At 35.0% G+C, this 21,930-nt stretch carries 16 protein-coding genes; 12 read left to right on the top strand and 4 right to left on the bottom strand.

Annotated features, from left to right (window positions below):
• From F6K18_RS17510 to F6K18_RS17490, 5 genes are all read left to right on the top strand, one after another.
• On the top strand, positions 1-186 hold a 186-nt coding region (locus F6K18_RS17510), incomplete at its 5' end, for a hypothetical protein (RefSeq protein WP_287522530.1).
• A gap of 38 nt (positions 187-224) precedes the next feature.
• Positions 225-575: a sugar phosphate isomerase/epimerase gene (locus F6K18_RS17505; protein WP_287522529.1), complete on the top strand. Its 351-nt coding sequence runs from the start codon at positions 225-227 to the stop codon at positions 573-575.
• 38 nt (positions 576-613) lie between these two features.
• Positions 614-964 (top strand): sugar phosphate isomerase/epimerase, encoded by a 351-nt coding sequence (locus tag F6K18_RS17500; RefSeq protein WP_287522528.1) that lies wholly within the window; start codon positions 614-616, stop codon positions 962-964.
• Positions 965-1,002: 38 nt separating this feature from the next.
• The gene (locus F6K18_RS17495; protein WP_287522527.1) at positions 1,003-1,839 is read left to right on the top strand and encodes a sugar phosphate isomerase/epimerase family protein; all 837 of its coding nucleotides are present in this window, start codon (positions 1,003-1,005) and stop codon (positions 1,837-1,839) included.
• A gap of 522 nt (positions 1,840-2,361) precedes the next feature.
• Complete coding sequence (locus tag F6K18_RS17490; RefSeq protein ID WP_287522526.1) at positions 2,362-2,505, top strand: hypothetical protein; 144 nt, start codon at positions 2,362-2,364, stop codon at positions 2,503-2,505.
• 332 nt (positions 2,506-2,837) lie between these two features.
• Here F6K18_RS17490 and F6K18_RS17485 read toward each other — a convergent pair whose 3' ends face one another.
• Positions 2,838-4,601 (bottom strand): serine/threonine-protein kinase, encoded by a 1,764-nt coding sequence (locus tag F6K18_RS17485; RefSeq protein WP_287522525.1) that lies wholly within the window; start codon positions 4,599-4,601, stop codon positions 2,838-2,840.
• Positions 4,602-5,082: 481 nt separating this feature from the next.
• On the opposite strand from F6K18_RS17485, the gene F6K18_RS17480 reads away from it, so the two are divergent.
• From F6K18_RS17480 to F6K18_RS17465, 4 genes are all read left to right on the top strand, one after another.
• Positions 5,083-5,730: a DUF3386 domain-containing protein gene (locus F6K18_RS17480; protein WP_287522524.1), complete on the top strand. Its 648-nt coding sequence runs from the start codon at positions 5,083-5,085 to the stop codon at positions 5,728-5,730.
• Between the two features lie 104 nt (positions 5,731-5,834).
• Entirely contained in the window at positions 5,835-6,071 is a 237-nt protein-coding gene (locus tag F6K18_RS17475; RefSeq protein ID WP_287273275.1) for a NifU family protein, read from the top strand.
• Positions 6,072-7,157: 1,086 nt separating this feature from the next.
• Positions 7,158-9,299: a response regulator gene (locus tag F6K18_RS17470; RefSeq protein ID WP_287522522.1), complete on the top strand. Its 2,142-nt coding sequence runs from the start codon at positions 7,158-7,160 to the stop codon at positions 9,297-9,299.
• A gap of 47 nt (positions 9,300-9,346) precedes the next feature.
• Positions 9,347-11,416, top strand: coding sequence for a PAS domain S-box protein (locus F6K18_RS17465; RefSeq protein ID WP_287522520.1), 2,070 nt, complete (start codon positions 9,347-9,349; stop codon positions 11,414-11,416).
• 121 nt (positions 11,417-11,537) lie between these two features.
• Here F6K18_RS17465 and F6K18_RS17460 read toward each other — a convergent pair whose 3' ends face one another.
• On the bottom strand, positions 11,538-13,310 hold the full coding sequence (locus F6K18_RS17460; RefSeq protein WP_287522519.1) for a CHAT domain-containing protein: 1,773 nt from the start codon (positions 13,308-13,310) through the stop codon (positions 11,538-11,540).
• 485 nt (positions 13,311-13,795) lie between these two features.
• On the opposite strand from F6K18_RS17460, the gene F6K18_RS17455 reads away from it, so the two are divergent.
• Both F6K18_RS17455 and F6K18_RS17450 read left to right on the top strand, forming a co-directional pair.
• Positions 13,796-14,983 carry a hypothetical protein gene (locus F6K18_RS17455; protein ID WP_287522518.1) on the top strand — a complete coding sequence of 396 codons (1,188 nt, stop codon included), beginning with the start codon at positions 13,796-13,798 and terminating at the stop codon, positions 14,981-14,983.
• Positions 14,965-15,900, top strand: coding sequence for a MoxR family ATPase (locus F6K18_RS17450; RefSeq protein ID WP_287522517.1), 936 nt, complete (start codon positions 14,965-14,967; stop codon positions 15,898-15,900). Before F6K18_RS17455 ends, F6K18_RS17450 begins: the two co-directional genes overlap by 19 nt.
• A gap of 325 nt (positions 15,901-16,225) precedes the next feature.
• Here the strand turns inward: F6K18_RS17450 and F6K18_RS17445 are convergent, their stop codons facing one another.
• Both F6K18_RS17445 and F6K18_RS17440 read right to left on the bottom strand, forming a co-directional pair.
• Entirely contained in the window at positions 16,226-16,462 is a 237-nt protein-coding gene (locus F6K18_RS17445; RefSeq protein WP_124143314.1) for a hypothetical protein, read from the bottom strand.
• Between the two features lie 64 nt (positions 16,463-16,526).
• Positions 16,527-17,327, bottom strand: a complete 801-nt coding sequence (locus tag F6K18_RS17440) for an Rpn family recombination-promoting nuclease/putative transposase (RefSeq protein WP_287522515.1) — start codon at positions 17,325-17,327, stop codon at positions 16,527-16,529.
• Positions 17,328-17,499: 172 nt separating this feature from the next.
• Between F6K18_RS17440 and F6K18_RS17435 the strand changes: the two genes are divergently transcribed.
• Positions 17,500-21,915 (top strand): O-acetyl-ADP-ribose deacetylase, encoded by a 4,416-nt coding sequence (locus F6K18_RS17435; protein WP_287522513.1) that lies wholly within the window; start codon positions 17,500-17,502, stop codon positions 21,913-21,915.
• The last annotated feature ends 15 nt before the right edge of the window (positions 21,916-21,930 follow it).

The following is a 21,930-nucleotide window of genomic DNA, read 5'->3' as shown; positions in this document are numbered from 1 at the left end:
GATAATGGGTTAGAAATATTCTCCATGACTCCTAGTAATGTAGATTTAGGAAGTAGCGATCGCCAAACAAGAATGGCAGCTCTAGATTACTATAAAAAGTTAATTGATTATGGAGCAGAATACAGTTATCAGTTACGAGGTGTAGACTTGGGTTTTTCAAACCCAAATAAAAATATTAACTGTTAACTAAAATTTGAGTATTTTTTCATCTATTTACCAAGAAAATGAGTATAAGCAGACAAAGAAAAATCGGAGTTACTACCTGGATATTTGGTCAGAATAAATTAGAAAAAACTGCCAAAATTATTTCAGACATGGGTTTCGATGGAGTGGAATTATATGTAAATATAAATCAAACTCAACCCCAAAATGTGAAAGATATTTTAGCGGATAATGGGTTAGAAATATTCTCCATGACTCCTAGTAATGTAGATTTAGGAAGTAGCGATCGCCAAACAAGAATGGCAGCTCTAGATTACTATAAAAAGTTAATTGATTATGGAGCAGAATACAGTTATCAGTTACGAGGTGTAGACTTGGGTTTTTCAAACCCAAATAAAAATATTAACTGTTAACTAAAATTTGAGTATTTTTTCATCTATTTACCAAGAAAATGAGTATAAGCAGACAAAGAAAAATCGGAGTTACTACCTGGATATTTGGTCAGAATAAATTAGAAAAAACTGCCAAAATTATTTCAGACATGGGTTTCGATGGAGTGGAATTATATGTAGATATAAATCAAACTCAACCCCAAAATGTGAAAAATATTTTGGTCGATAATGGGTTAGAAATATTCTCCATGACTCCTAGTAATGTAGATTTAGGAAGTAGCGATCGCCAAACAAGAATGGCAGCTCTAGATTACTATAAAAAGTTAATTGATTATGGAGCAGAATACAGTTATCAGTTACGAGGTGTAGACTTGGGTTTTTCAAACCCAAATAAAAATATTAACTGTTAACTAAAATTTGAGTATTTTTTCATCTATTTACCAAGAAAATGAGTATAAGCAGACAAAGAAAAATCGGAGTTACTACCTGGATATTTGGTCAGAATAAATTAGAAAAAACTGCCAAAATTATTTCAGACATGGGTTTCGATGGAGTGGAATTATATGTAGATATAAATCAAACTCAACCCCAAAATGTGAAAGATATTTTAGCAGATAATGGGTTAGAAATATTCTCCATGACTCCTAGTAATGTAGATTTAGGAAGTAGTGATCGCCAAATAAGAAAAGCAGCTCTAGATTACTATAAAAAGTTAATTGATTATGGAGCGGAATTAGGAAATCCCATCATTACTTGCCATGAATATATTCAGAGTCAAATGGGAACTACTTATGCAGGTTCAAGAGATAATTTAATTGCTTCTTGTCAAGAATTAGCAGTTTATGCAGAAAAAGCACAAATCAAATTAGGATTTGAACCCCTGAATCGTTATTTATGTCGTTTCATTATGAATAGTAATGATGTTTTATCTTTACTGGCAGAAATTAACTCGCCAAATATGACTGTGATTCTAGATACTTATCATGGCAATTTAGAAGAAGCAAATTTAGTTGAAGCAATTCAAAAATGTGGGGATAAACTGAGCGTCTATCAAATCGCTGATTCTAATAGAAAAGGCATTGGTTTTGGTCATATTAATTTTGCCGAACATTTCGACGCACTTAATGAGATAAAATTCTCCGGTCCGATAATTCTCGAATGTGCTCAACCTCGACAAACACCAGGTTCAAAAGAAGAGATAGATTTGGATGAACTTAAACTTCATTTGTCAGTCAGTAAAAAATGGATTGTGAATCAAACAAAAGTATTAGTTGCTAATAATTGATTTATAGTTTGTAGTTTTGCTCTAGCCCTAAATTAATGTTAGGATATTCCCTCTATTTTCTTTTTCTACAGTAATGCTGCACAAATAGTCTAAACTTATTGTGCTAACTAAAAAAACGTACTGCTATATTAGATATCTCCAAAAAAGATATAAACTTTTTGCAAAAGTAGGGAACAGGGAAGATATTTTTAGGAAAAAACTGCGGGAAATGATTTTGTGAGTAACTTTTACTTCTCTTGCTTATACTCAATAAAGAGCAAGTTTATTTTCTGGAGATGTCTATTAAATATTTGAGGGACTAAAGTCCAACTACAAACAAAAGATTTATTATAACTAATTAATTGCCTGAGTAAGTCATTCCAGTAGGATGCGTTAGACAGCAAAAATCACTCGTGGTGACAGCTATTTAAAAATCTGTCGCAGGGCACCATTTTAGTTATTGTTGTTGGGTTTCCTACCTCAACCCAACCTACGCTTATTGCTGACTTTAAATACTACGAATTAAAATTAGGATAAAACAAAATGAATCCCATCTATCAAGACTTAAAAGACAAACATATTTTAATCACTGGTGGCAGTAATGGAATTGGGGAAGCTCTAACTAAAACATTTGCCGAACAAGCAGCAGAAGTTACAATACACCTGTTTCTGACTGTCAATTTTTAGCGATCGCCTGATGGTCTGTGATGATAACTTCTTGCCTATGAAGCTAATACACCATTTTAAGCTTGACGCGCCACTAGATTTTAGCCGTATCTAAAATGGTGGGTGACGACGGATTGTTAAATGCCACCCGCAATCTAGATTTTAGCCGTATCTAAAATGGTGGGTGACGACGGATTGTTAAATGCCACCCGCAATCTAGATTTTAGCCGTATCTAAAATGGTGGGTGACGACGGATTGTTAAATACCACCCGCAATCTAGATTTTAGCCGTCTAACGCACCCTACAAATTTTGCTATATGTGGTGGTTATGCGTAAGTTCTGAATTATTCAACTACTCATTCAAACTACCATCAGGCATAATTGCCCCTTGCAAATTTGCCCCTTGCAGATTAGCATTTTCGATATTTGCTCCTTGTAAATTGGCATTTTTCAGGTTAGCTCCCTTGAGTTTAGCTCCCTTGAGGTCAACACCCATTAACTTAGCACCAGTCAAATTTGCTCCTACTAAGTCTGCTCTCCTGAGATCAGCATCTTTTAAGACTGCCCCCTTGAGATCTACACCTCGGAGATTAGCACGACTCATCATTGCCCCACCTAAATTCGCTCCTCTTAAATTCGCTCCTTTGAAATTCGCTTTAGTGAGTTTAGCATCTTTAAGACTAGCACCTTTGAGATTAGCCGCTTGCAAATTAGAACTCATCAAATTTGCGCCAGATAAATTAGCTCGTCGTAAATTAGCATTTTCTAATACTGCCCTCATTAAAGTTGCTCCACCAAGGAAAGCTTTTTCCAATTTGGTATTTTGCAAATTAGAACTCATCAAATTTGCTCCCTCTAAACGAGCGTTAGACAAATTAGCTTGCTGTAGTTTAGCTTTAACTAGGTTTGCTCCTTGCATTTGTGCACCTTTGAGGTTGGCATTTTGCAATCTAGCTTCCCTGAGTTCGATACCTCTCAAATTAGCTTTGAATAAATCTGCTTCTCGCAAATAAGCATCTTCAATTTTAATAGCTGCCAAGTCAGCACCACGAAGGTTACAACCTTGGCATTCTCCAGTTGTTTGTAATTGCTCAACTGCACTCTTACCTGAGATTTTTTTGGTGACAATTTCCTGTTGAGGTCTTTGTGTTTTCGAGAAATTAGTTTGTTGTTGTTGCTGTCGAAACACTGTTAAACTAGTAGCTAATATAGCAACAGCTGTAATACTAGCCATTCCAAATATAGCAGATGTTTTTACAGGTTTCATTGCCATCGTCACATTCTTAAAATTAGCAGCATCACCAAACATGGGAATTGGTTTGAGTGCGGCTAAAGCTGCTGCTGCATTTTCAAAACGGTCTTTGCTATTGGGAGACAGCATTTTTTCTAGCCACATTGTGAATAATGTACTCAGTTGTGGCATTAATTTTTTGACATTAAAACTATAGTTGCGGTCTATTAAGTTTTTGACCTCTGTACTAGGAGTACCTGTTAGCAAACAGATCAAGGTTGCGCCTAAACTATATAAGTCAGAATTTATAGTAACAGTACCATTTAATTCTTGTTCTGGTGACATAAACCCTGGAGTACCACTTATAGCATCACTTAAAATATCTTCTCTTCCTATGCGTGCAGAACCAAAATTAATTAAATGTGCAATAGGGAATCTTTCACCATGGGAGTGGGTATCAACTAATATATTTTCTGGTTTGATATTACCGTGAATAATTGGTGGAGTTTGCTTTTGTAAATAAACTAAAATTTCTAAAGTTGAAATCGCAATTTGCTTGATTTGTTCGGGAGTAAAACTTCTTCTTTCTGCTAAAGAATTGCCTTTTTGATATTTTGTAATTAAGCAAAATCCTTCGGTGGTTTCTAAAGAGTCTACATAATTGGGAATACGAGGATGTTGTAGTTGTTTGAGAATTTCTACTTCTCGTTCGTAAGCTTCAAACCCTGCCCAATTTGCATCACTATCTGCAAAACGAAATTCTTTAATGACCACCTCTTGGTCTTGTTTGAGAGCTAGTCCCTGATATGTCACTTCTCCTTCGTTTTGGTGACGTTCTATTTCTCTAATAATTTGATAGCCGTGGCTAGAAAGGTCTTGGTTCATGTTAATAGTACCGCCGTTTTTTTCTACCTGTAAATGGGGTGCTAATGCAATAATTCTGTTTAAGAATTATATCATATTTTTTATTGAGTAGCAATTACAAATTACTGCTATTCCTCATTTTGGCAATAATATTTAAGAATTATAATTTTTTTTGATGAAATAAAAATTAGGTACATCAGAAGTTATTTAGTTACTTAGTTAGCTGGCAAACTTTTATTATACTTGTACTTAATTATGCTAAAAATAAGTGGAATAATCGAGCTATATTAATTGCTGTTTATAGCTAAAGTATTTACAATAAATTTTTTCCTAAAGATGGTATTTTTTTATACTTTTTATACAATCGTAAGTATCGATCTACCTGAGAGACTGTTTTTGATTACCTAATTATTGAGATGAGTTGAACACAGTGCTAATAAATTTCAAAAGGACTCTTTTATGGTAAAATAATGCAAAACAATTTTGAGAAAAAGAGGTTTCTATGACAGAACAAAATGCTCGTGATTTATTTAAAGCTGCCTACGAACATCGCTACACTTGGGACTCTAATTTTCCCGGTTATAGTGCCGATATTGAACTAAAACAAGGGTCAGAACTGTACAATGGCCAAATTTCGATCAAACTAGACCTCAGTGTAGAAGTCACAGGTATCTCAGACGAAGAAGTACAACAAAGCGTTTATACTCAACTGCGGGACGTAGTGACTCACCGCAAACGTTCATCCTTTGAAGCATCCCACGGTAAAAATAGCTTCAGTCTAGGCGATCGGGATGAAACTGGTGCAGTAGAAATTCTCGTCGAGGGTGATGCTATGGGGTCAAATTACAAGGTTAGAGGCAGAGAAATTTGTCTAGTTAGTCGGGTAATGGGCCGAATGGCTTTCGTGATTAATACTCACAAAAGCTTGGATACAGGAGAAGGTTTTATTGCTACTCACTATAACGCCATTTTCCGCAACCCTCAAACCAATGAAATCATCAGAGAACTAGAGTTTGAGGACAGTTATGAAAAAATTGGCAGTTACTACATAATGACTCGTCAGGTAGTCAATTCTACAGAAAAAGGTCAAGTAACAACAACCGAATTTAACTACTCTAATATCAAATTGCTAGAACCAGCAGTTGTGTAGAGACAATCTGAGCTTTTGGTCTATTTTGATGTTAATTCAGCTAAGATTAATTTAGGACAACCATAGTTCTAAATATTATAAATTCAACAAAACAAGGAGAAAAAATGGCTAAAGCATTAACCCCGGAAAATGTAGAAAATGTATTAGATGAATTACGTCCCTATCTCGTTGCAGATGGTGGTAACGTGGAATTAGTAGAAATTGAAGGTCCGATAGTAAATCTTAGACTAATGGGAGCTTGTGGTTCTTGTCCTAGTTCTACTATGACTCTCAAAATGGGTATTGAGCGCAAACTTAGGGAAGAAATTCCTGAAATTGTTGAAGTCAATTCTGTGATGTAGATATATTTTCCCCACTCACATTATTTTTGGTGTGGGTGGGAAATTTCTTAATCAGAAAACGCACAGTTATATCATGTCCGGTTGAACAGTTATAAATAAATGACGAAGGAGTTAGTCCTCAGGAGTCAGGAGGGAAGAAAGAAGAAGTAAAGAGAAACTTTTTTTGATCACTAATTATCCGGACATGATATTACAGTAAGGAACAAGTTGCTTAGGACATAGATTGATGATTAAACTCAGACAGGGAATGTTTTTTCCCCTGCTCCCTGGTATACATTAGAGTTGTCGCTAAATAAAGGGAAAAAATCACTCTAACCTAGACAGAGCAATAATTCCCAGCATTTTTGCCATCCAATAGCTACAATCCTTACAGAACAAGGTTTTGGGGAATTTTTAAGTTATAAAGCGACAAGTCTATTAATAGTTAATGAGGTATTATTTTTCATAGGTTATAGGAGACAAGGAATAGTAATGCCCTCCGGTCAGCGACTGACGCATCTGGTAGCGTACCAAAACAGAGAACGGAAAACTGTAAACAAAAAAATATCTGAGTAGTAAATATACAAATAATTTTGCCTATCTACTAAAAAAATAATCTGTTAAAAATAACTTTAAATCTACTTAAAAAACATACAGTTGATTATCTGAAAATCCACTTAATTACTCCTAAGCAACTGTATCTTAATGTCTTTATTTGACAGAGAAAAAGCTGAAAACTCAGACAATGCCAGATTTTTCTTTCTTCCTTATTCCTTCTACTATACAAGTAATACCAAATCAGGGTATAAAAGGAGGTTTTTCTTATTCACAAATCCTATGTATAGCAAAGGTTAAAACTTCCCACGGCTCCCCTACCTGACTCCTTCGTCATTTATTTCTAACTGTTTAACCGAAGATAATATTATATTGTAACTCAGATAATCAAACATAAATAGTCAGTATCAGTAAGTAGCTAAATAAAGTTCTACAAAGCTGTAGTTCCTAGAATTAAGTATTAATTGTTAGGTCAATTTTTCTCATCTACAAACCTGCAACCACTATTTGAGCCATTGTCAATTACTCATTACCCATTACCGACCTTTATCAATGAAAATTCTAGTTGTAGAAGACGATCAATTTATTGCCGAAACTTTAGCTGATGCCTTAACTGAACAACTTTTTGTAGTTGATATAGCCACAGATGGTCAAGTAGGTTGGGAGCAAGCTCAAGCCTATGATTATGATTTAATTTTATTAGATGTAATGCTGCCCAAATTAGATGGTATTACTTTATGTCAGAAGTTACGTTATATTAATCAAAATATTCCTATTTTACTTTTAACCGCTCGTAATAACAATCAAGATAAAGTAAAAGGTTTAAATGCTGGAGCTGATGATTATGTAGTTAAACCATTTAATTTAGAAGAGCTTTTAGCCAGAATTAGAGCATTATTACGGCGAGGAAATGAGTCTGCTTCTCCCATCAAAAAATGGGGTAATTTATGTTTAAATTCTCAAAATTGTGAAGTTACTTACAATAACAAACAGTTAAATCTTACTCCTAAAGAATATGAAATTCTAAATCTTTTTATGCACAATAACCAAAGAGTTTTTAGTTGTAGTGCAATTTTAGATAAAGTTTGGAGTTTTGAAGATACACCTACAGAAGATACAGTTAGAGCGCATATTAAAGGTTTAAGACATAAATTAAAAGCAGTGGGCGCGCCTAGTGATTTAATCGAAACTGTTTATGGTTTAGGTTATCGGTTAAAACAAGTTGAAGAAGGAAGAAAGAAGGAAGAAGGAAGAAGCGGTGCGACCCCGCGTCGGCGACAGACGCAAGTGGTCAGACCCGGCGACGACGACAGTCGCAAGCGGTCGGAACCCGGCGAGGTCTCCTCGCCATGGGAACGCCGACCAAGAGAGGGAACGCTGACCAAGAGAGGGAATGGGCACCAAGAGAGCAAAAAGTGGATGGGGACTCAAACTCCAACCAATTGTAAACACTGTTTATCCGGCAAGGTATTAAATTCAAAAGAAAAAGATAAAGAAAAGTCTCAAAAATATCAGGAATCTCAACAAAAACTACAAGATTCCATCAGTAAAATATGGGATAGATTTCAAGGAAGCATTAATGAGCGGATTGGTGTATTAGAACAAGTAGTAGTAGCTGGAAAAAATGAAATATTAGAGATTGATTTACAAAAAAAAGCACAACAAGAAGCTCATAAATTAGCAGGTTCTCTAGGTACATTTGGTTTAGTAGATAGCTCAGATTTAGCTAGAGAAATAGAAGCTTTATTGGCAGCGGAAAAGCCTCTTAATCATAGCGAAATATTTCATCTATCTAAATTAGTAAAAAGTCTATGCAACAAGATAGAACAGCATAGTAATATCGACAAAGAAAAAAGTGATAATCAACAGATAAAATATCTCGAACGTCAATATTCTATTCCTATAGTTCCAGAATGTAAATTATTATTAATACTAGACAAAGATAGTTTATTCGCCAAACAATTAGTTGAGGAGGCTGTCACAAAAAAAATACAATTTAAGCTGGCTTCAGATGTTTTAATAACCACAGATATAGATGCTTATATTAATCAGGATTTAAACTATAGTTTGCCAGATTTATCATTCTCTCCTAATGTAGTTTTACTTGACCTTGAAGTTGCTGCTAATTCAGAGAAAATATTAGCCAAAATTTCAAGTCAGATGCCATCCTTACCTGTAGTTGTACTTAATACTAAAGGTGAATTGAACGATCGCGTAAAAATTGCTAAACTAGGAGCATCAGCATATCTAAAAAAGCCATTACCAGCAGCTCAAGTTATAGATATAGTATTAGATATCTGGCGAAAAAATCAGACTTTAGCAACTGTGATGATTGTAGATGACGACCTGCAAATTTTGGAGACCATCGAACAGATACTAACGCAATGGGGAATTAAAGTTGTAACCCTGAGTGATGAGCGATATTTCTGGAAAACCTTGGAAAATAAAGTGCCAGATTTATTAATTTTAGACATAGAAATGCCATATTTTAATGGAATTGATTTGTGCCAAGTTATTCGTAACGATCCACATTGGAATTGGCTGCCTGTGATATTTTTGACAGCTCATTACAATCCTATTATTTGTCATCAAGTTTTTGCTGCTGGTGCAGATGATTATATCTGTAAACCATTTAAATATTCTGATTTAATTACTCGTGTTATGAATCGGATTAAACGTAGTATAAGTGTTTAATTATTCAACGAAGAGACTGTGAAAACTTTTAAATAGGATGAAAAAAAATGCCAAGTGTAGCTGAAAATCAAAATAATTTAATAGAATCTTTAAAAAATGCTAATGCTCAATTAAAAGCAGAAATTAGGGAGCGTAAAAGAGCAGAAAAAGCACTACAAGAGCTAGTAGAAAAATATCAAAAAACATCTTTACAACTCCGAACTTTGATTAACGCCATGCCAGATATTGTCTGCTTTAAAGATGGGAAGGGTCAATGGCTAGAAGCTAATCAATCAATGCTGGAATTATTTGAAATAGAAAAAGTAGATTATCGTGGTAAATCAGATATTGAATTGGGAGAAATTAGTAGTTTTTATCGAGAGGCTTTTTTATCTTGTCATCATAGTGATAGAGAAGCATGGAAGAAAAGAACTTTGTCTAGGGGTGAAGAAATAATTCCCAAACGAGATGGCAGCGTGAAAATTTATGACGTAATTAAAGTACCGTTATTTTATGAAGATGGAAAACGTAATGGAATAGTTGTTTTGGGGCGTGATATTACAGAGCAAAAACAAACAGAAAAAGTGATGATTAGATTAGCTTCTATAGTAGAATCCTCTAACGATGCAGTTATTGGTAATACTTTAGAAGGAATTATTTATAGTTGGAATTCAGGATCTGAGGCAGTTTATGGTTACTCTATTTCTGAAGTAAAAGGCCGTTTTATTTCTATGTTAGCTGTGCCAGAAAGACCAAATGAAATTTCCCAAATTTTAGCAAATATTAAAGCAGGAGCTAGTATAAATAATTATGAAACTGTACATATTAGAAAAGATGGTAAACATATAGATGTAGCTTTAACAATATCTCCAATCAAAGATACTGAAGGTAATATTATAGGAGTCTCAACTATTGCTCGGGATATAAGCGATCGTAAGCAGATAGAAAAATCTTTTGAACAGCTTCGTTACCAACATCAATTAATATTAAATTCAGCCGGAGAAGGTATTTGTGGAATAGATATATTGGGAAAAATCTCTTTTGCTAATCCAGCAGCAGCAAGAATGACTGGTTATACAATTAAAGAACTGGTAAATAGTGACTGGAGTTTGATAATTTCTGGGAATAAAGCTAACAACAAAAGTTACAAAATTTCAGCACAAAAAAATAACTCAGATAGTCAAGTTACAACAACTTTAAAAAAAGGTATAGTTTGTCAAATTACTGATGAATTTTTTCAGCGACGAGACGGTTCACATTTTCCCGTAGAATATGTAAGCACACCTATTTTAGAACAGGGAAAAATTATTGGTGCAGTTGTAACATTTAAAGATATCACAGAACGTCAAGGAGTCGAACAGATGAAAGACGAATTTATTTCCGTGGTGAGTCACGAGTTACGCACTCCTCTTACTTCTATTCAAGGTGCTTTAGCTTTATTGAAAAGTGGATTACTTAATCAAGCACCAGAAAGAGGTAACAAGATGCTAAATATTGCCGTTACTAACACAGATCGTTTAGTACGGTTAATCAACGATATTCTAGATTTAGAACGTCTTCACTCCCAGCAAGTAAAAATAGTTAAACAAACTTGTAACATTGCTGAACTAATGCTCCAGACAGCAAATGAAATGCAACCTATTGCAGAGAAAGCAGGAGTTAATTTGTCAGTCAAACCAGTCGATACTAAGTTGTGGGGATGCCCCGACAAATTAATTCAAACCTTAACTAACTTACTTAGTAATGCCATCAAATATTCCCCGAAAGGAACAACAGTCTGGTTGACTGCTAGCAAACAAGTTATAAATAGAAACCATACTATTAGCTCCGATAACTTCACTTCAACAGTTAAAACAAAATGCACTGAAGCACCTGCCTTTAATATCAATCATAGTTATCAAGTTTTGATTGCAGTTAAAGACCAAGGGCGAGGTATTCCTGCCGATCAGATAGAAAGTATTTTTGGTCGCTTTCAACAAGTTGATGCTTCTGACTCTCGCCAGAAGGGAGGCACAGGTTTAGGTTTAGCCATTTGTCGCAGTATTGTCCAACAACATCAAGGCAAAATTTGGGCAGAAAGCACTTTAGGAGAAGGTAGCACTTTTTTTGTAGCCTTACCAATTTTGGATGAGATATAGAACCAATTTGGGATCTATTTAAGGGGAGATGGGGAGATGGGGAGTATGGGAAGTGTGCAAGGAACAAGTTGCTGAGGATTTACAGCGTATTTCATATGTTTTGGGCTTGTTTTTGTTTGATTTACCAGGGACTACCAACCATAGTAAACCCTGCCCAATAATAAGGATGGGAAAACTTCTGATTTTGAATATTTGCCAATTCGGGAGGTAAAGACATTTCCCCATCACTTACTGAACCCCTTAAAATACCTTTTTCTATTACAACTTTACCCCTCAACATTGCTAACTGTGCTGCTTGTAATGCCTCTGCTTTAATCTGAACATTACTCAAATGAGAGTAAAATTCTGTCATTAATCCTAATGTTGCCTCATCATTCACGAACCATAAACTACCCAAAGCAGATTTTACTCCCGTTGCTATTGCTAACCCGGCAAAACCTAACTCAGAATTTTTATCTCCCACTGCTGTACGACAAGCAGATAATACTAACAGTTCAACTTGAGGATTATTCCATCCTAATTCTCCTATTTGATGCAATTGTAATTTCTCATTCCATAGTTGAATATAAGATTTACTTACATCTCCACTTCTAAATTCGGCATGGGTAGCTAAGTGAATAATAGAATATGGATAATTTTGACGTTGATAAATCAGATTCTGGCGGGTAAATTCTTCATTCAGGAAACTATTACCTTGCCATAATTCTTGTGTAATTGTTGTTAATTCTACTGATACTGCTGGTAGGGGTAGTTGCTCAGAAAATTTACTAGCTCCCATTGCTAAAACTTGAGTATTTTCTAGGGAATTATAGTTGGGATTAATTAAGCTAAAACTGGGAATTAAGCTGAAATTATATTTCTCAATTAAAAATTTTTCTCCATCATGTAATGCTGCTAAAGGTAATAAACGAAAACCACTATCAATACTAAATAATAATGTGTCAATATTAGCTTTTTCTAGTTCTGTAGCAATTGGAGCAATTAACCAGTTGTATAATTTTTGGGCTAATGGTAAATAACTGGTGGTATTACTATTCCTAAAATCAGTAATTTCTCCAATAAACATTATAGTAGTATTTCGTAGTTTTTCTCTGTTTACTTCAGGAATAGTCTTGACAATAGGTTGACCTGTTTCGGTCAATAAGATAATTTGTAATTGGTCTTGGTAAAGGTTAATATAGATAACTGCTGATTTTTTTCCTGTCTGACGGTGCAGATTTACTAAAATATCTTGGATGTTTTTGGGATTGAGTAATTGTTCTTGAAAATCCTCTCCCAAATAATCGGAATATTCTTGGATACGATTTTTTTCTAACATTGTTACCACGGGTTCCGAAGCTGTATCCCAGGTGAAATTTGAAATCAAATTAGCATTCTTAGAGTTTGATAAATTATTTGCTTTGAAGAAATCTGTATAATTCATAAATGATGTCATATTTGTAGTTGAATTTGTTTTGTGATTCCAACCATAAATATTCTTATTCCACAACTGGTTGGCAAGGTTTTCTCTAGGAATAACACCAGTAAAAAAAGTTATTTTCTGGTCTTGAGGTGATGGGAAATATATTTCTAAAGGTAGCTGATTTTCCGTATAATTTTGATTATTTTCAATTAGCAAAACCTCTTCCCTACTTTTTTCCCGATCATCGCCTGGTGATGAAACGCCGATTTCTAGTTTTGCATCTAAAGATTTAGCTGCTGGTGAAAATAGGGATAAATATTCATTTATTTCAGTTATAAATGATAGATTTGCTGTTGGTAAATTCCAGATTGATGCTAAAAGACAATTTAGTAAAACTAAGGGTAAAAACAACTTTTGACAACTGCAATAATTTAGAGTTTTAATTAATTTGAACTGACCTTGATAGAGTTTCAATAAATCTGCTTGTGTCATTGGTCTTGATTGAGTAAAATATTTGTACTTGTAGTGGCTGCTCTGCAATAAGTTTTGAACTACATTACCTTTTTAGAGCCTTTCACAGCCACTGTCACAATCTGATCAGTTTTCCGATCAGATCGGGGCTTGACAAAATTAACTTTATGAAGTAAGGAAAAAAATGGAGAGGGGGAAGAGGGGGAAGAGGGGGGAGAGAGGGGAGAGGGGGAAGAGAGGGGAGAGGGGGAAGAGAGGGGTTGGGAGAGAGGTCTTAAATTATGAAACCCCAAAAAAATCTAGAGGTGCTACTAGCTTCACTCAGAGGTACTATTAATATTTGCGTAATATTTGCGTAGCATGACAAACGGAAAGTTCCAACCCAGGAGGCTAACTAATAACTGATAACTAATAACTAATAACTGATAACTGATAACTAATAACTGATAACTAATAACTGATAACTGATAACTGATAACTGTTCACTGAAAAAGCTGATAACTGAAATGACAAGACGGCAGAATACGTTGAAGGCATCTGAGTCCGAATGCCAACAAATAAAACAACGAATTCAAAAACTTAATTGGAGAAGGGGAGAAAATAGTCAAGCACTTGTAGAGGCGAGTAAAAATTTAATATTTGACACAATTATTACGGGTTATGAAATTACTCTAGAAAAACTAGAAGAATTAATTGATGAAGAAGCAGTTTATATCCCTAAAACTCAGAAATCTGAATATCGCCAATTTAAGCAGAAAATTAAAAAATCAGCTAATCAAATAATCAGCAGTTTTAAATTAGAAGAGTTAATTGAATCAGATATTATTTTGGCAAAAAATATTTCTTATCGCACTTGGAGTAATTTCCAAAAAGGAATTCCAATTGATAAGTCAGCTTTTGTTGCTTATTGGAAAGCTTTAGGTTTTGAAACAGAAATTATTCAAGAATTAGGTACTAAAAAAAATTCGTCAGATTTCCATAATCGTTCTACTCTGTTATATCGGATATTACTAAGTGTAAATCATCGACCTCAAATCAATATTTTCCAAAATTTAGCCAAACATAAACGGCGAGTAGGCGGATTTTTCATCCAAGGAAATTGTCACTATTGTCGAGCTTGGTTAATGCGTAGAATTGAAACGGAAATTATTAAATATGGAGCAGCAGAAGTTAAAAAGTTAAGTTTTGACCTAGCTTCTGATTTGACAGAATTTTCTATTCCGACTATTTGGATGAAACTAGGTGCAGAGCTACAGTTAACAAGTACAGATTTTATCCAAAAAAAGCATATTATTTTAGTCTTCAAAAATGCAGAGACTTTAGACAAAAAACGTTTAGAAGAATTATTAGAACAGTTTTGGTTTCCTTTAGTTAAACAAATCCCAGCAGGTAAAAACTTTTTGATTATGTTTTTAGAAGACTGTGGCGGTCAAAATGATTGGCGAGACAATACAGAAATATTTCCACAAGTTATTAAAATGCCAATTGCAGAATCTATATCTGAAACTGATATTCGAGAAGCTATTAATCAAATTGAGATAATTTTACAGATGCAGTTACCATCAATAAATGATGCGATTGGAGATTTATTGAAATATAGTAAAAATGGCAAATCTCGCCTAGTCCTAGAATATATGTACAAACTTTTTCAATGTCAATTTAGTCGGGAAACAAGATGGCAAACTTACCCCTAGAATATGAAGGAAATATCCAACCGCCAACGGGTAAATGGAATAATTTAGTACAACAAAATTTATATCCCTACTATCCGGACGACTTTTTAAAAGAAGCAGTTAATTTATCGATCAGATTAAATCGTCCTTTATTATTAGAAGGAGAACCTGGTTGTGGTAAAAGTCGTCTTGCATACTCCATTATTTATGAATTTAGTCAAAAATATCCTGAGATAAATTGGAAATTTCGACTGTGGAATGTTCAGTCAATTAGTAAAGCACAAGATGGTTTTTATACTTATGATTATATCGGACGTTTACAAGCAGCACAGTTAGCAAAGTTGGGGATAAAAAATCAGGAAACTGACCCTACTAATCTAATTAAATATCTAGAATTAGGACCTTTAGGTTATGCTTTTCAAGAAAAAAAATATCGGACTGTAGTCTTAATTGACGAAATTGATAAAGCAGATACAGACTTTCCCAATGATTTATTATTAGCACTAGAAGAACAACGATTTGAAATTAAAGATTTACGTCCCCGGCGTTGGTTAAAAGCTAATCCAGATGCTCCACCAATTGTAATTATTACTAGCAACCAAGAAAAAACTTTACCGAATGCTTTTCTCCGCAGATGTTTGTATCATTACATTGAATTTCCTAGCCAAGAACAACTAATAAAAATTATTAATGCTAGGTTTCAAAATCCTCCTAGTGAAATTGTAGAAAAAGCAATTGATAGATTTTTAGAATTGCGAGAAATGATGGAAGATGAACGAGGAGAAACTGGGAAAAAAATAAGTACAAGTGAATTAATAGATTGGTTTGCTATATTAAATGAGTATCCTCCAGAAGAAATAATAGAAAAATTAGAAACAGGATTACCCTTTGCCAGTACATTATTAAAAAGTCGTAGCGATCGCGAAGATTTTTTATAATAAGGAATAATTTTATTTCCGTTTAATTAGGGTTTACTGAATAAGTAGGTAAACACGAATAAAACTCACTATATACTATATAAAGAAATGTTGATGCACCTCATACCCTTGATATTGCTTCCTTCCACTCCGTTACAGTCGCTTCGGACATACTTGTAAATTTTCCCACCTATTAATTGTCGAGCAAACTTAATTGTGCTGGCACAGATAACTCCTGAATATTTAAGTATATTTTCAACTTTCCGAAGTCAGGTTGATGAGAAATATTTGATGGAAACAAATCAACCCAACTTCGAGTATTAGCCTATGTTTTATCAGGAATACTTTAATTATTTTCTCCATCAATAAATTGACTGACTTGTTCAACTTGTAATTCCATAGCCAAAGCTATTTGTTCTACAGTTAAACCCAGATTTATTAGATTAGGAACTACAGAAAATTTTTCCAATAAAATAGCCTCTTGTTGTACTTCTAGTTTGCCTTCTTTACGCCCTTGTTCTTTTCCTTCTAAAAAAGCCTCTTGATAGAATCGAGTTTTTTTTAAATCCCTCAGGTAAAACATCGCTTCAATTTCCTCCCTACTTTCTTGTATGAATTTCTAAATTAGAATGCTTTAAAGGAATATTTTAATTATTTTCTCCATTAATAAATTGATTCACTTGTTCAACTTGTAATTCTAAAGCTAAAGCTATTTGTTCTATAGTTAAGCCCAGATTTATCAAATTAGGAATAGCTGCCCTTTTGGCCAATAAGCTACCCTCTTGTCGGCCTTCTGAAAAAGCCTCTTGATAGAATCTAGTTTGTTTTAAGTCGCTCAAGTTAAACATGGCTTCAATTTCCTCCCGACTTGCTTGTGGTAATTTATAAATTAGTATGGTTTTAATCAATTGCAACCAGCTTTCCTTCTGTTTTGGTTCTGGTTCTTCTTGTTGTACTCTATCTAATAATATTCTAGCGTCTGACATAGTTTGATTCTGGTCACTCACGACTAATTTTAGCGTGGCCAACCCTAATGGTTCTGTTGTAGATTTACCTAATTCTGATAAATAAATACGAGAAACTCGGCTGTTTTCTAGGATTTCTGTATATCCATAACTATCCCCTTTATCCACATCATGACTAGGATAAATTACAACTGCTTGCCAATTTCTTAATTGTTTTGTATTTTTGAGATAAAGAAATATTTCTCCAAAGAAACGGGCAGAAAAATTATTGTCTGGTTGAAACTGAACTTCAACAAAATAGATAGGGGTTTCGGGTGTGACTTCAGTAGGCACAAATACACCGTCTATTCTAAAGGATGTTTCTTTAACTTCAATGGAATCAAATTGATAGTTTTTTGCTATAGTTTCAGGTAGTGAAATTAGTTCAAAGAAGGCGTTAGGTACAGATTGGAATAGGGTGTAAAAAATACTGTCTGTTCTCAAGGGAATAATTTGGATATATGGTTGAATTGAATTTAATTATACAACAATATATATCTCGGAATAATAATATAGAAAACAAAAACTTTTTTATCACTAATTATCCGGATATGATATAACATTGAATTATACTAGGCTACTTGTATTTTCCATTACCTATTTCTCACAAGTTGTTATGAAAAATCCCCCGTTAATCAATTTATTTTGGCGACTCAGAGAAGCTGGAATGAAACTCGATATTTCACAATACGAGTTAGCAACTCAAGCTTTATTAGCATCTCTGGAAATGGGGTTAGATATTTCCGATAAACAAGCTATTGCCAGACTTTATCGCACAATTTGGGCTAAGTCTCGTGAGGAACAAAAATTATTTGATAATTGTTTGAATGAATTATTATCTCAGCAGAAAAATATCTTTTCAGAATTTCATCAATTCATCGAAACAGCAACTAATAATTACATTCCTGAAGCTAAGGAAGCAAAAGAAGAAATAATAGAAAAGTCATCTACTTCTACTTTAGAAAGTTCGCCAGAATCTACTTTTGAATCTGAAAGTTTTTCAGAAGTTCTGCCTCAACCTAATTTTCAACCAGAAAGTTCACCTCAACAAATTCCTGAACCTGAAATTTTTCCAGAAGTTTCACCTCAACAAATTCCTGAATCTAAAACTTTTCCAGAAGTTTCACCTCAACAAATTCCTGAATCTAAAACTTTTCCAGAAAATTCACTTCAAAAAATTCCTGAATCTAAAACTTTTTCAGAAATTTTATTACCGTCTACTTTGAATAATCCTCAAGTTGCCACTGCTATTCCTAAAACTCCTAAAAATGGAGATTATTTTCCTGTTAGTATTGCCCAAATACAGCGAACAAAACGTTTATTATTTCAACCTCAATTAACAGAATTTTCTAGCGATATCAATGTAAAAGCTACTGTACAAAAAATAGCTAAACAAGGTTTTTTTGTACAACCGATCTATCAATATGGTCGAGGAAAACCCAGAAAAATTTTCTTATTAATTGACCAGTCTGATTCGATGATGCCTTTTAATCCTTTCTGCTGTCAAATAATTAATCATTGGCAAGAAGCTAATATTTATTACTTTGATAATGTGCCAAGAATAAGAATTTATGTTGACCCTGATTTTTCCGAAAAGAAATCTTTGAAAACTCTTTTATCCGAATTAGTTAAAGAAGAAATTTTAGTTTTAATTTTAAGTGATGGGGGTGCAGCGAGGGGTAGGTTTGTTTCAGAAAGAGTTGAAAAAACCGAGAATTTTCTCAAATTTATCTCCCAAAAAGTGGAACGAGTGGCATGGTTAAATCCTTTGCCTCGCAAAAAGTGGTGCGGAACTTCAGCAGAGGAAATTTCTGCTATTAGCAATAATAATTTTAATCTGAAAACCTTCGGTCTCAATTCTCAAGAATTTAAGGCAATGTCTCAGTGGTTAATTTCTGGGAAATTGGGGATAAATTTGCCTGTTGTGAAAACTGATATTGAGGAGGTAGAAATTGTCAATGAAAATCTCGATCAAATTGCTGCTTTTACTGAATATTTCGGCGAACCTCATCTGATATTTGCCCAACACGCTGCTTTTCCTTTGGCATTAACTCCTGACCTTTTATATCGTTTATGGCAACGGTTTTTTGCTAGGGAGCGCAATTTTAATATTCCTTGGTATGCTGTGGCAGATATTTTGTTGTCAAGTTTTTGTCATCCTGTGGATAGGGAACTGTATGAAATGGATCGGGGTATTCGGAATCAGTTGTTGCAACTTTGTACAGAAAGGTTTGGGCAGTCTCGACTGGAAGAATTATCTCGGTTTTTGGTCAGTTATATTGATTCTCAAGTTAATCGTGGGGAGTCTGTATCCAGTATTTGGCAGGGTCAAAGATGGACTGCTTTAGCTTATACTCGCCCGGAATTAGCTGCCCGTCAGTTGGCGGAGTCTTTGCAGGAAGCTTATGGACGGGATGATAAAGCGGAGTTGGTGAGGTTGTCGTCTTTGATGGAAACTTTGGCAGAACCTTTGAGGGAATATGAACCTTTGTTAGTGATGTTGGGGCAGGGGTATGGTGGTTATGCGCGGGGTGATGTTGCTGGAGTTGAGAATGTGAGGAGGGAGTTGGGAAGGAGTCAGGTTGATGTGGGAGGTGTTTTGTTGAGGGTTCCTGCTAAAAGATTACCTGAAACGGAAACAATTAAAAATCGCATTGAAGTTGTACATGGTGATATTACTAGACAACAAGTGGATGCCATTGTCAATGCTTCTAACCCTATTTTGTCTGGTGGTGGGGGTGTGAATGGCGCCATTCACCGAGCAGCAGGTCCAGAGTTAGCCGCAGAATGCCTTCTGTTGAATGGTTGTCAAAGAGGAGAGGCTAAGATTACTCAGGGTTATAATTTGCCTGCACGTTGGGTGATTCATACTGTCGGGCCTGTATGGCGAGGTGGTAATAAAGAAGAAGTAAAAATTTTAGGTCAATGTTATCATAGTTGCTTAACTTTAGCACAACAATACGGCATTAAAACTATTGCTTTTTCTGCCATAAGTACGGGTGGTAGAGGTTTTCCTGTTGATATAGCAGCAAAAGTAGCTGTGGAGCAAGTTGTTAATTTTTTGGAAAGCGATCGCTCTATTGAAAAGGTGATTTTTGTCTGTTTCACCCCCGAAGTTTATCAAAGTTATCAGGATATATTATTAAAGCTTTCTGGTACTTCCCCACCCGAACTACCTCTGGAAACTTTTTCCTTTGAGGTAATGACAGTTAATAGGAGAGGTGAAGAAATTAACCGTGTTTGGAGAGAAGCAGAATTTTTTACTGAAGATTTGGGTAAAGGTGTGATTTTAGAAATGGTAGCTATTCCTGGTGGAACATTTATTATGGGTTCGCCCGAGGATGAAGCAGAAAGACTTCAGGCAGAAAGTCCTCAACATGAAGTTACTCTGCAACCTTTCTTTATGAGTAAGTATCCTATTACTCAAGAACAATATCAAGTAATTATGAGAAATAATCCTTCTAAATTTAAAGGAGGAAACCGCCCAGTAGAAAGAGTGACATGGTACAACGCCACAGAGTTTTGTCAACAGCTATCTCAGAAAACTGGGAAAAACTACAGATTACCAAGTGAGAGTCAGTGGGAATATGCTTGTCGTGCAGGTACAACTACACCGTTTTATTTTGGCGAAACTATAACGTCTGAATTAGTTAACTATAACGGCAACTATACTTATGGCAATGCGCCTAAAGGTAAATATCGAAAAGAAACGACTGATGTAGGAATTTTTCCTCCCAATGCTTTTGGTTTATATGATATGCACGGTAATGTATGGGAGTTGTGCGCTGATGACTGGCATAATAACTATGAAGGTGCGCCTAATGATGGTAGTGCTTGGGTTCATAGTAACGAAGGGGAAAAAATCAATAATGAAAATGAGTCAGTTTCTAAAAGTAATGACGGAAAAGAACTTTATCCTGTTCTGCGTGGCGGGACTTGGGTTGACTATCCTAATAGCTGCCGTTCTGCTATACGCAACTACTACATTACGCGCAACCAGCGTATGTACGATATCAGTTTTAGACTTGTATGTAGTAGTTCTATAGCTCCTCTAACCTTACAGGATGACTCTGCTCCTAATATTCAACCGAAACAACAACCAATTATTTTACCTAGCACTAAACCAGAACCTATTATTATTCCGCAACCAAAATTATCTCTGAAAACTTTTTCATTCGAGGTTATCACAGTTAATAATAGAGGTGAAGAAATTAATCGCGTTCCCAAACAAGCTCAATATTTTACAGAAGATTTAGGTAATGGTGTGATATTGGAAATGGTGGCTATTCCTGGTGGAACATTTATGATGGGTTCGCCGGAGGATGAAGCAGGAAGACGTGATACAGAAAGTCCTCAGCATGGAGTTAGTCTCCAACCCTTTTATATGAGTAAATATCCTATTACTCAAAACCAATATCAAGCTATTATGGGAAAAAATCCCTCTTACTTTAAAGGAGGAAAACGTCCTGTAGAAAGGGTTACATGGTACAACGCCACAGAATTTTGTCAAAAGCTATCCCAGAAAACCACTAAAATCTATAAACTACCAAGTGAGAGTCAGTGGGAATACGCCTGTCGAGCAGGAACAACCACACCATTTTATTTTGGAGAAACTATTACCACTGATTTAGTTAACTATAATGGTAACTATACCTATGCCAATGCACCTAAAGGTAAATATCGGAAACAGACAACTGATGTGGGAAGTTTTTCTCCTAATGCTTTTGGTTTATATGATATGCACGGTAATGTCTGGGAGTGGTGTGCAGATGACTGGCATGATAATTACGAAGATGTTCCCACTGATGGAACTGCTTGGGTTAATAGTCATGATTTCCAAAATATCAATAATAAAAAAGAGCTGTATCCTTTGCTGCGAGGAGGATCGTGGTACGACAACCCTTATGTCTGCCGTTCTGCTATTCGCGGTGGCAGCGATAGGCAAGCCTCCCACGTCTACATTTTTGGTTTCCGTATTGTCTGTACTTGTATAAACCTAACCTTACAGGATGACTCTACTCCTAATATTTAACTTTAACCAAAATAA

The sequence above is a fragment of the Okeania sp. SIO2C2 genome (assembly GCF_010692625.1).
Taxonomy (GTDB): Bacteria; Cyanobacteriota; Cyanobacteriia; order Cyanobacteriales; family Microcoleaceae; genus Okeania; species Okeania hirsuta.
This window is presented reverse-complemented; position numbering and strand designations above follow the sequence as displayed.

What these genes read in the sequence shown, in the direction of transcription:
- F6K18_RS17455 (WP_287522518.1), top strand. Translation starts at nt 13,796, where the DNA reads ATGACAAGACGGCAGAATACGTTGAAGGCATCTGAGTCCGAATGCCAA.
- F6K18_RS17460 (WP_287522519.1), bottom strand. Translation starts at nt 13,310, where the DNA reads ATGACACAAGCAGATTTATTGAAACTCTATCAAGGTCAGTTCAAATTA.
- F6K18_RS17475 (WP_287273275.1), top strand. Translation starts at nt 5,835, where the DNA reads ATGGCTAAAGCATTAACCCCGGAAAATGTAGAAAATGTATTAGATGAA.
- F6K18_RS17470 (WP_287522522.1), top strand. Translation starts at nt 7,158, where the DNA reads ATGAAAATTCTAGTTGTAGAAGACGATCAATTTATTGCCGAAACTTTA.
- F6K18_RS17480 (WP_287522524.1), top strand. Translation starts at nt 5,083, where the DNA reads ATGACAGAACAAAATGCTCGTGATTTATTTAAAGCTGCCTACGAACAT.
- F6K18_RS17445 (WP_124143314.1), bottom strand. Translation starts at nt 16,462, where the DNA reads ATGTTTTACCTGAGGGATTTAAAAAAAACTCGATTCTATCAAGAGGCT.
- F6K18_RS17485 (WP_287522525.1), bottom strand. Translation starts at nt 4,601, where the DNA reads ATGAACCAAGACCTTTCTAGCCACGGCTATCAAATTATTAGAGAAATA.
- F6K18_RS17490 (WP_287522526.1), top strand. Translation starts at nt 2,362, where the DNA reads ATGAATCCCATCTATCAAGACTTAAAAGACAAACATATTTTAATCACT.
- F6K18_RS17495 (WP_287522527.1), top strand. Translation starts at nt 1,003, where the DNA reads ATGAGTATAAGCAGACAAAGAAAAATCGGAGTTACTACCTGGATATTT.
- F6K18_RS17465 (WP_287522520.1), top strand. Translation starts at nt 9,347, where the DNA reads ATGCCAAGTGTAGCTGAAAATCAAAATAATTTAATAGAATCTTTAAAA.
- F6K18_RS17505 (WP_287522529.1), top strand. Translation starts at nt 225, where the DNA reads ATGAGTATAAGCAGACAAAGAAAAATCGGAGTTACTACCTGGATATTT.
- F6K18_RS17435 (WP_287522513.1), top strand. Translation starts at nt 17,500, where the DNA reads ATGAAAAATCCCCCGTTAATCAATTTATTTTGGCGACTCAGAGAAGCT.
- F6K18_RS17450 (WP_287522517.1), top strand. Translation starts at nt 14,965, where the DNA reads ATGGCAAACTTACCCCTAGAATATGAAGGAAATATCCAACCGCCAACG.
- F6K18_RS17500 (WP_287522528.1), top strand. Translation starts at nt 614, where the DNA reads ATGAGTATAAGCAGACAAAGAAAAATCGGAGTTACTACCTGGATATTT.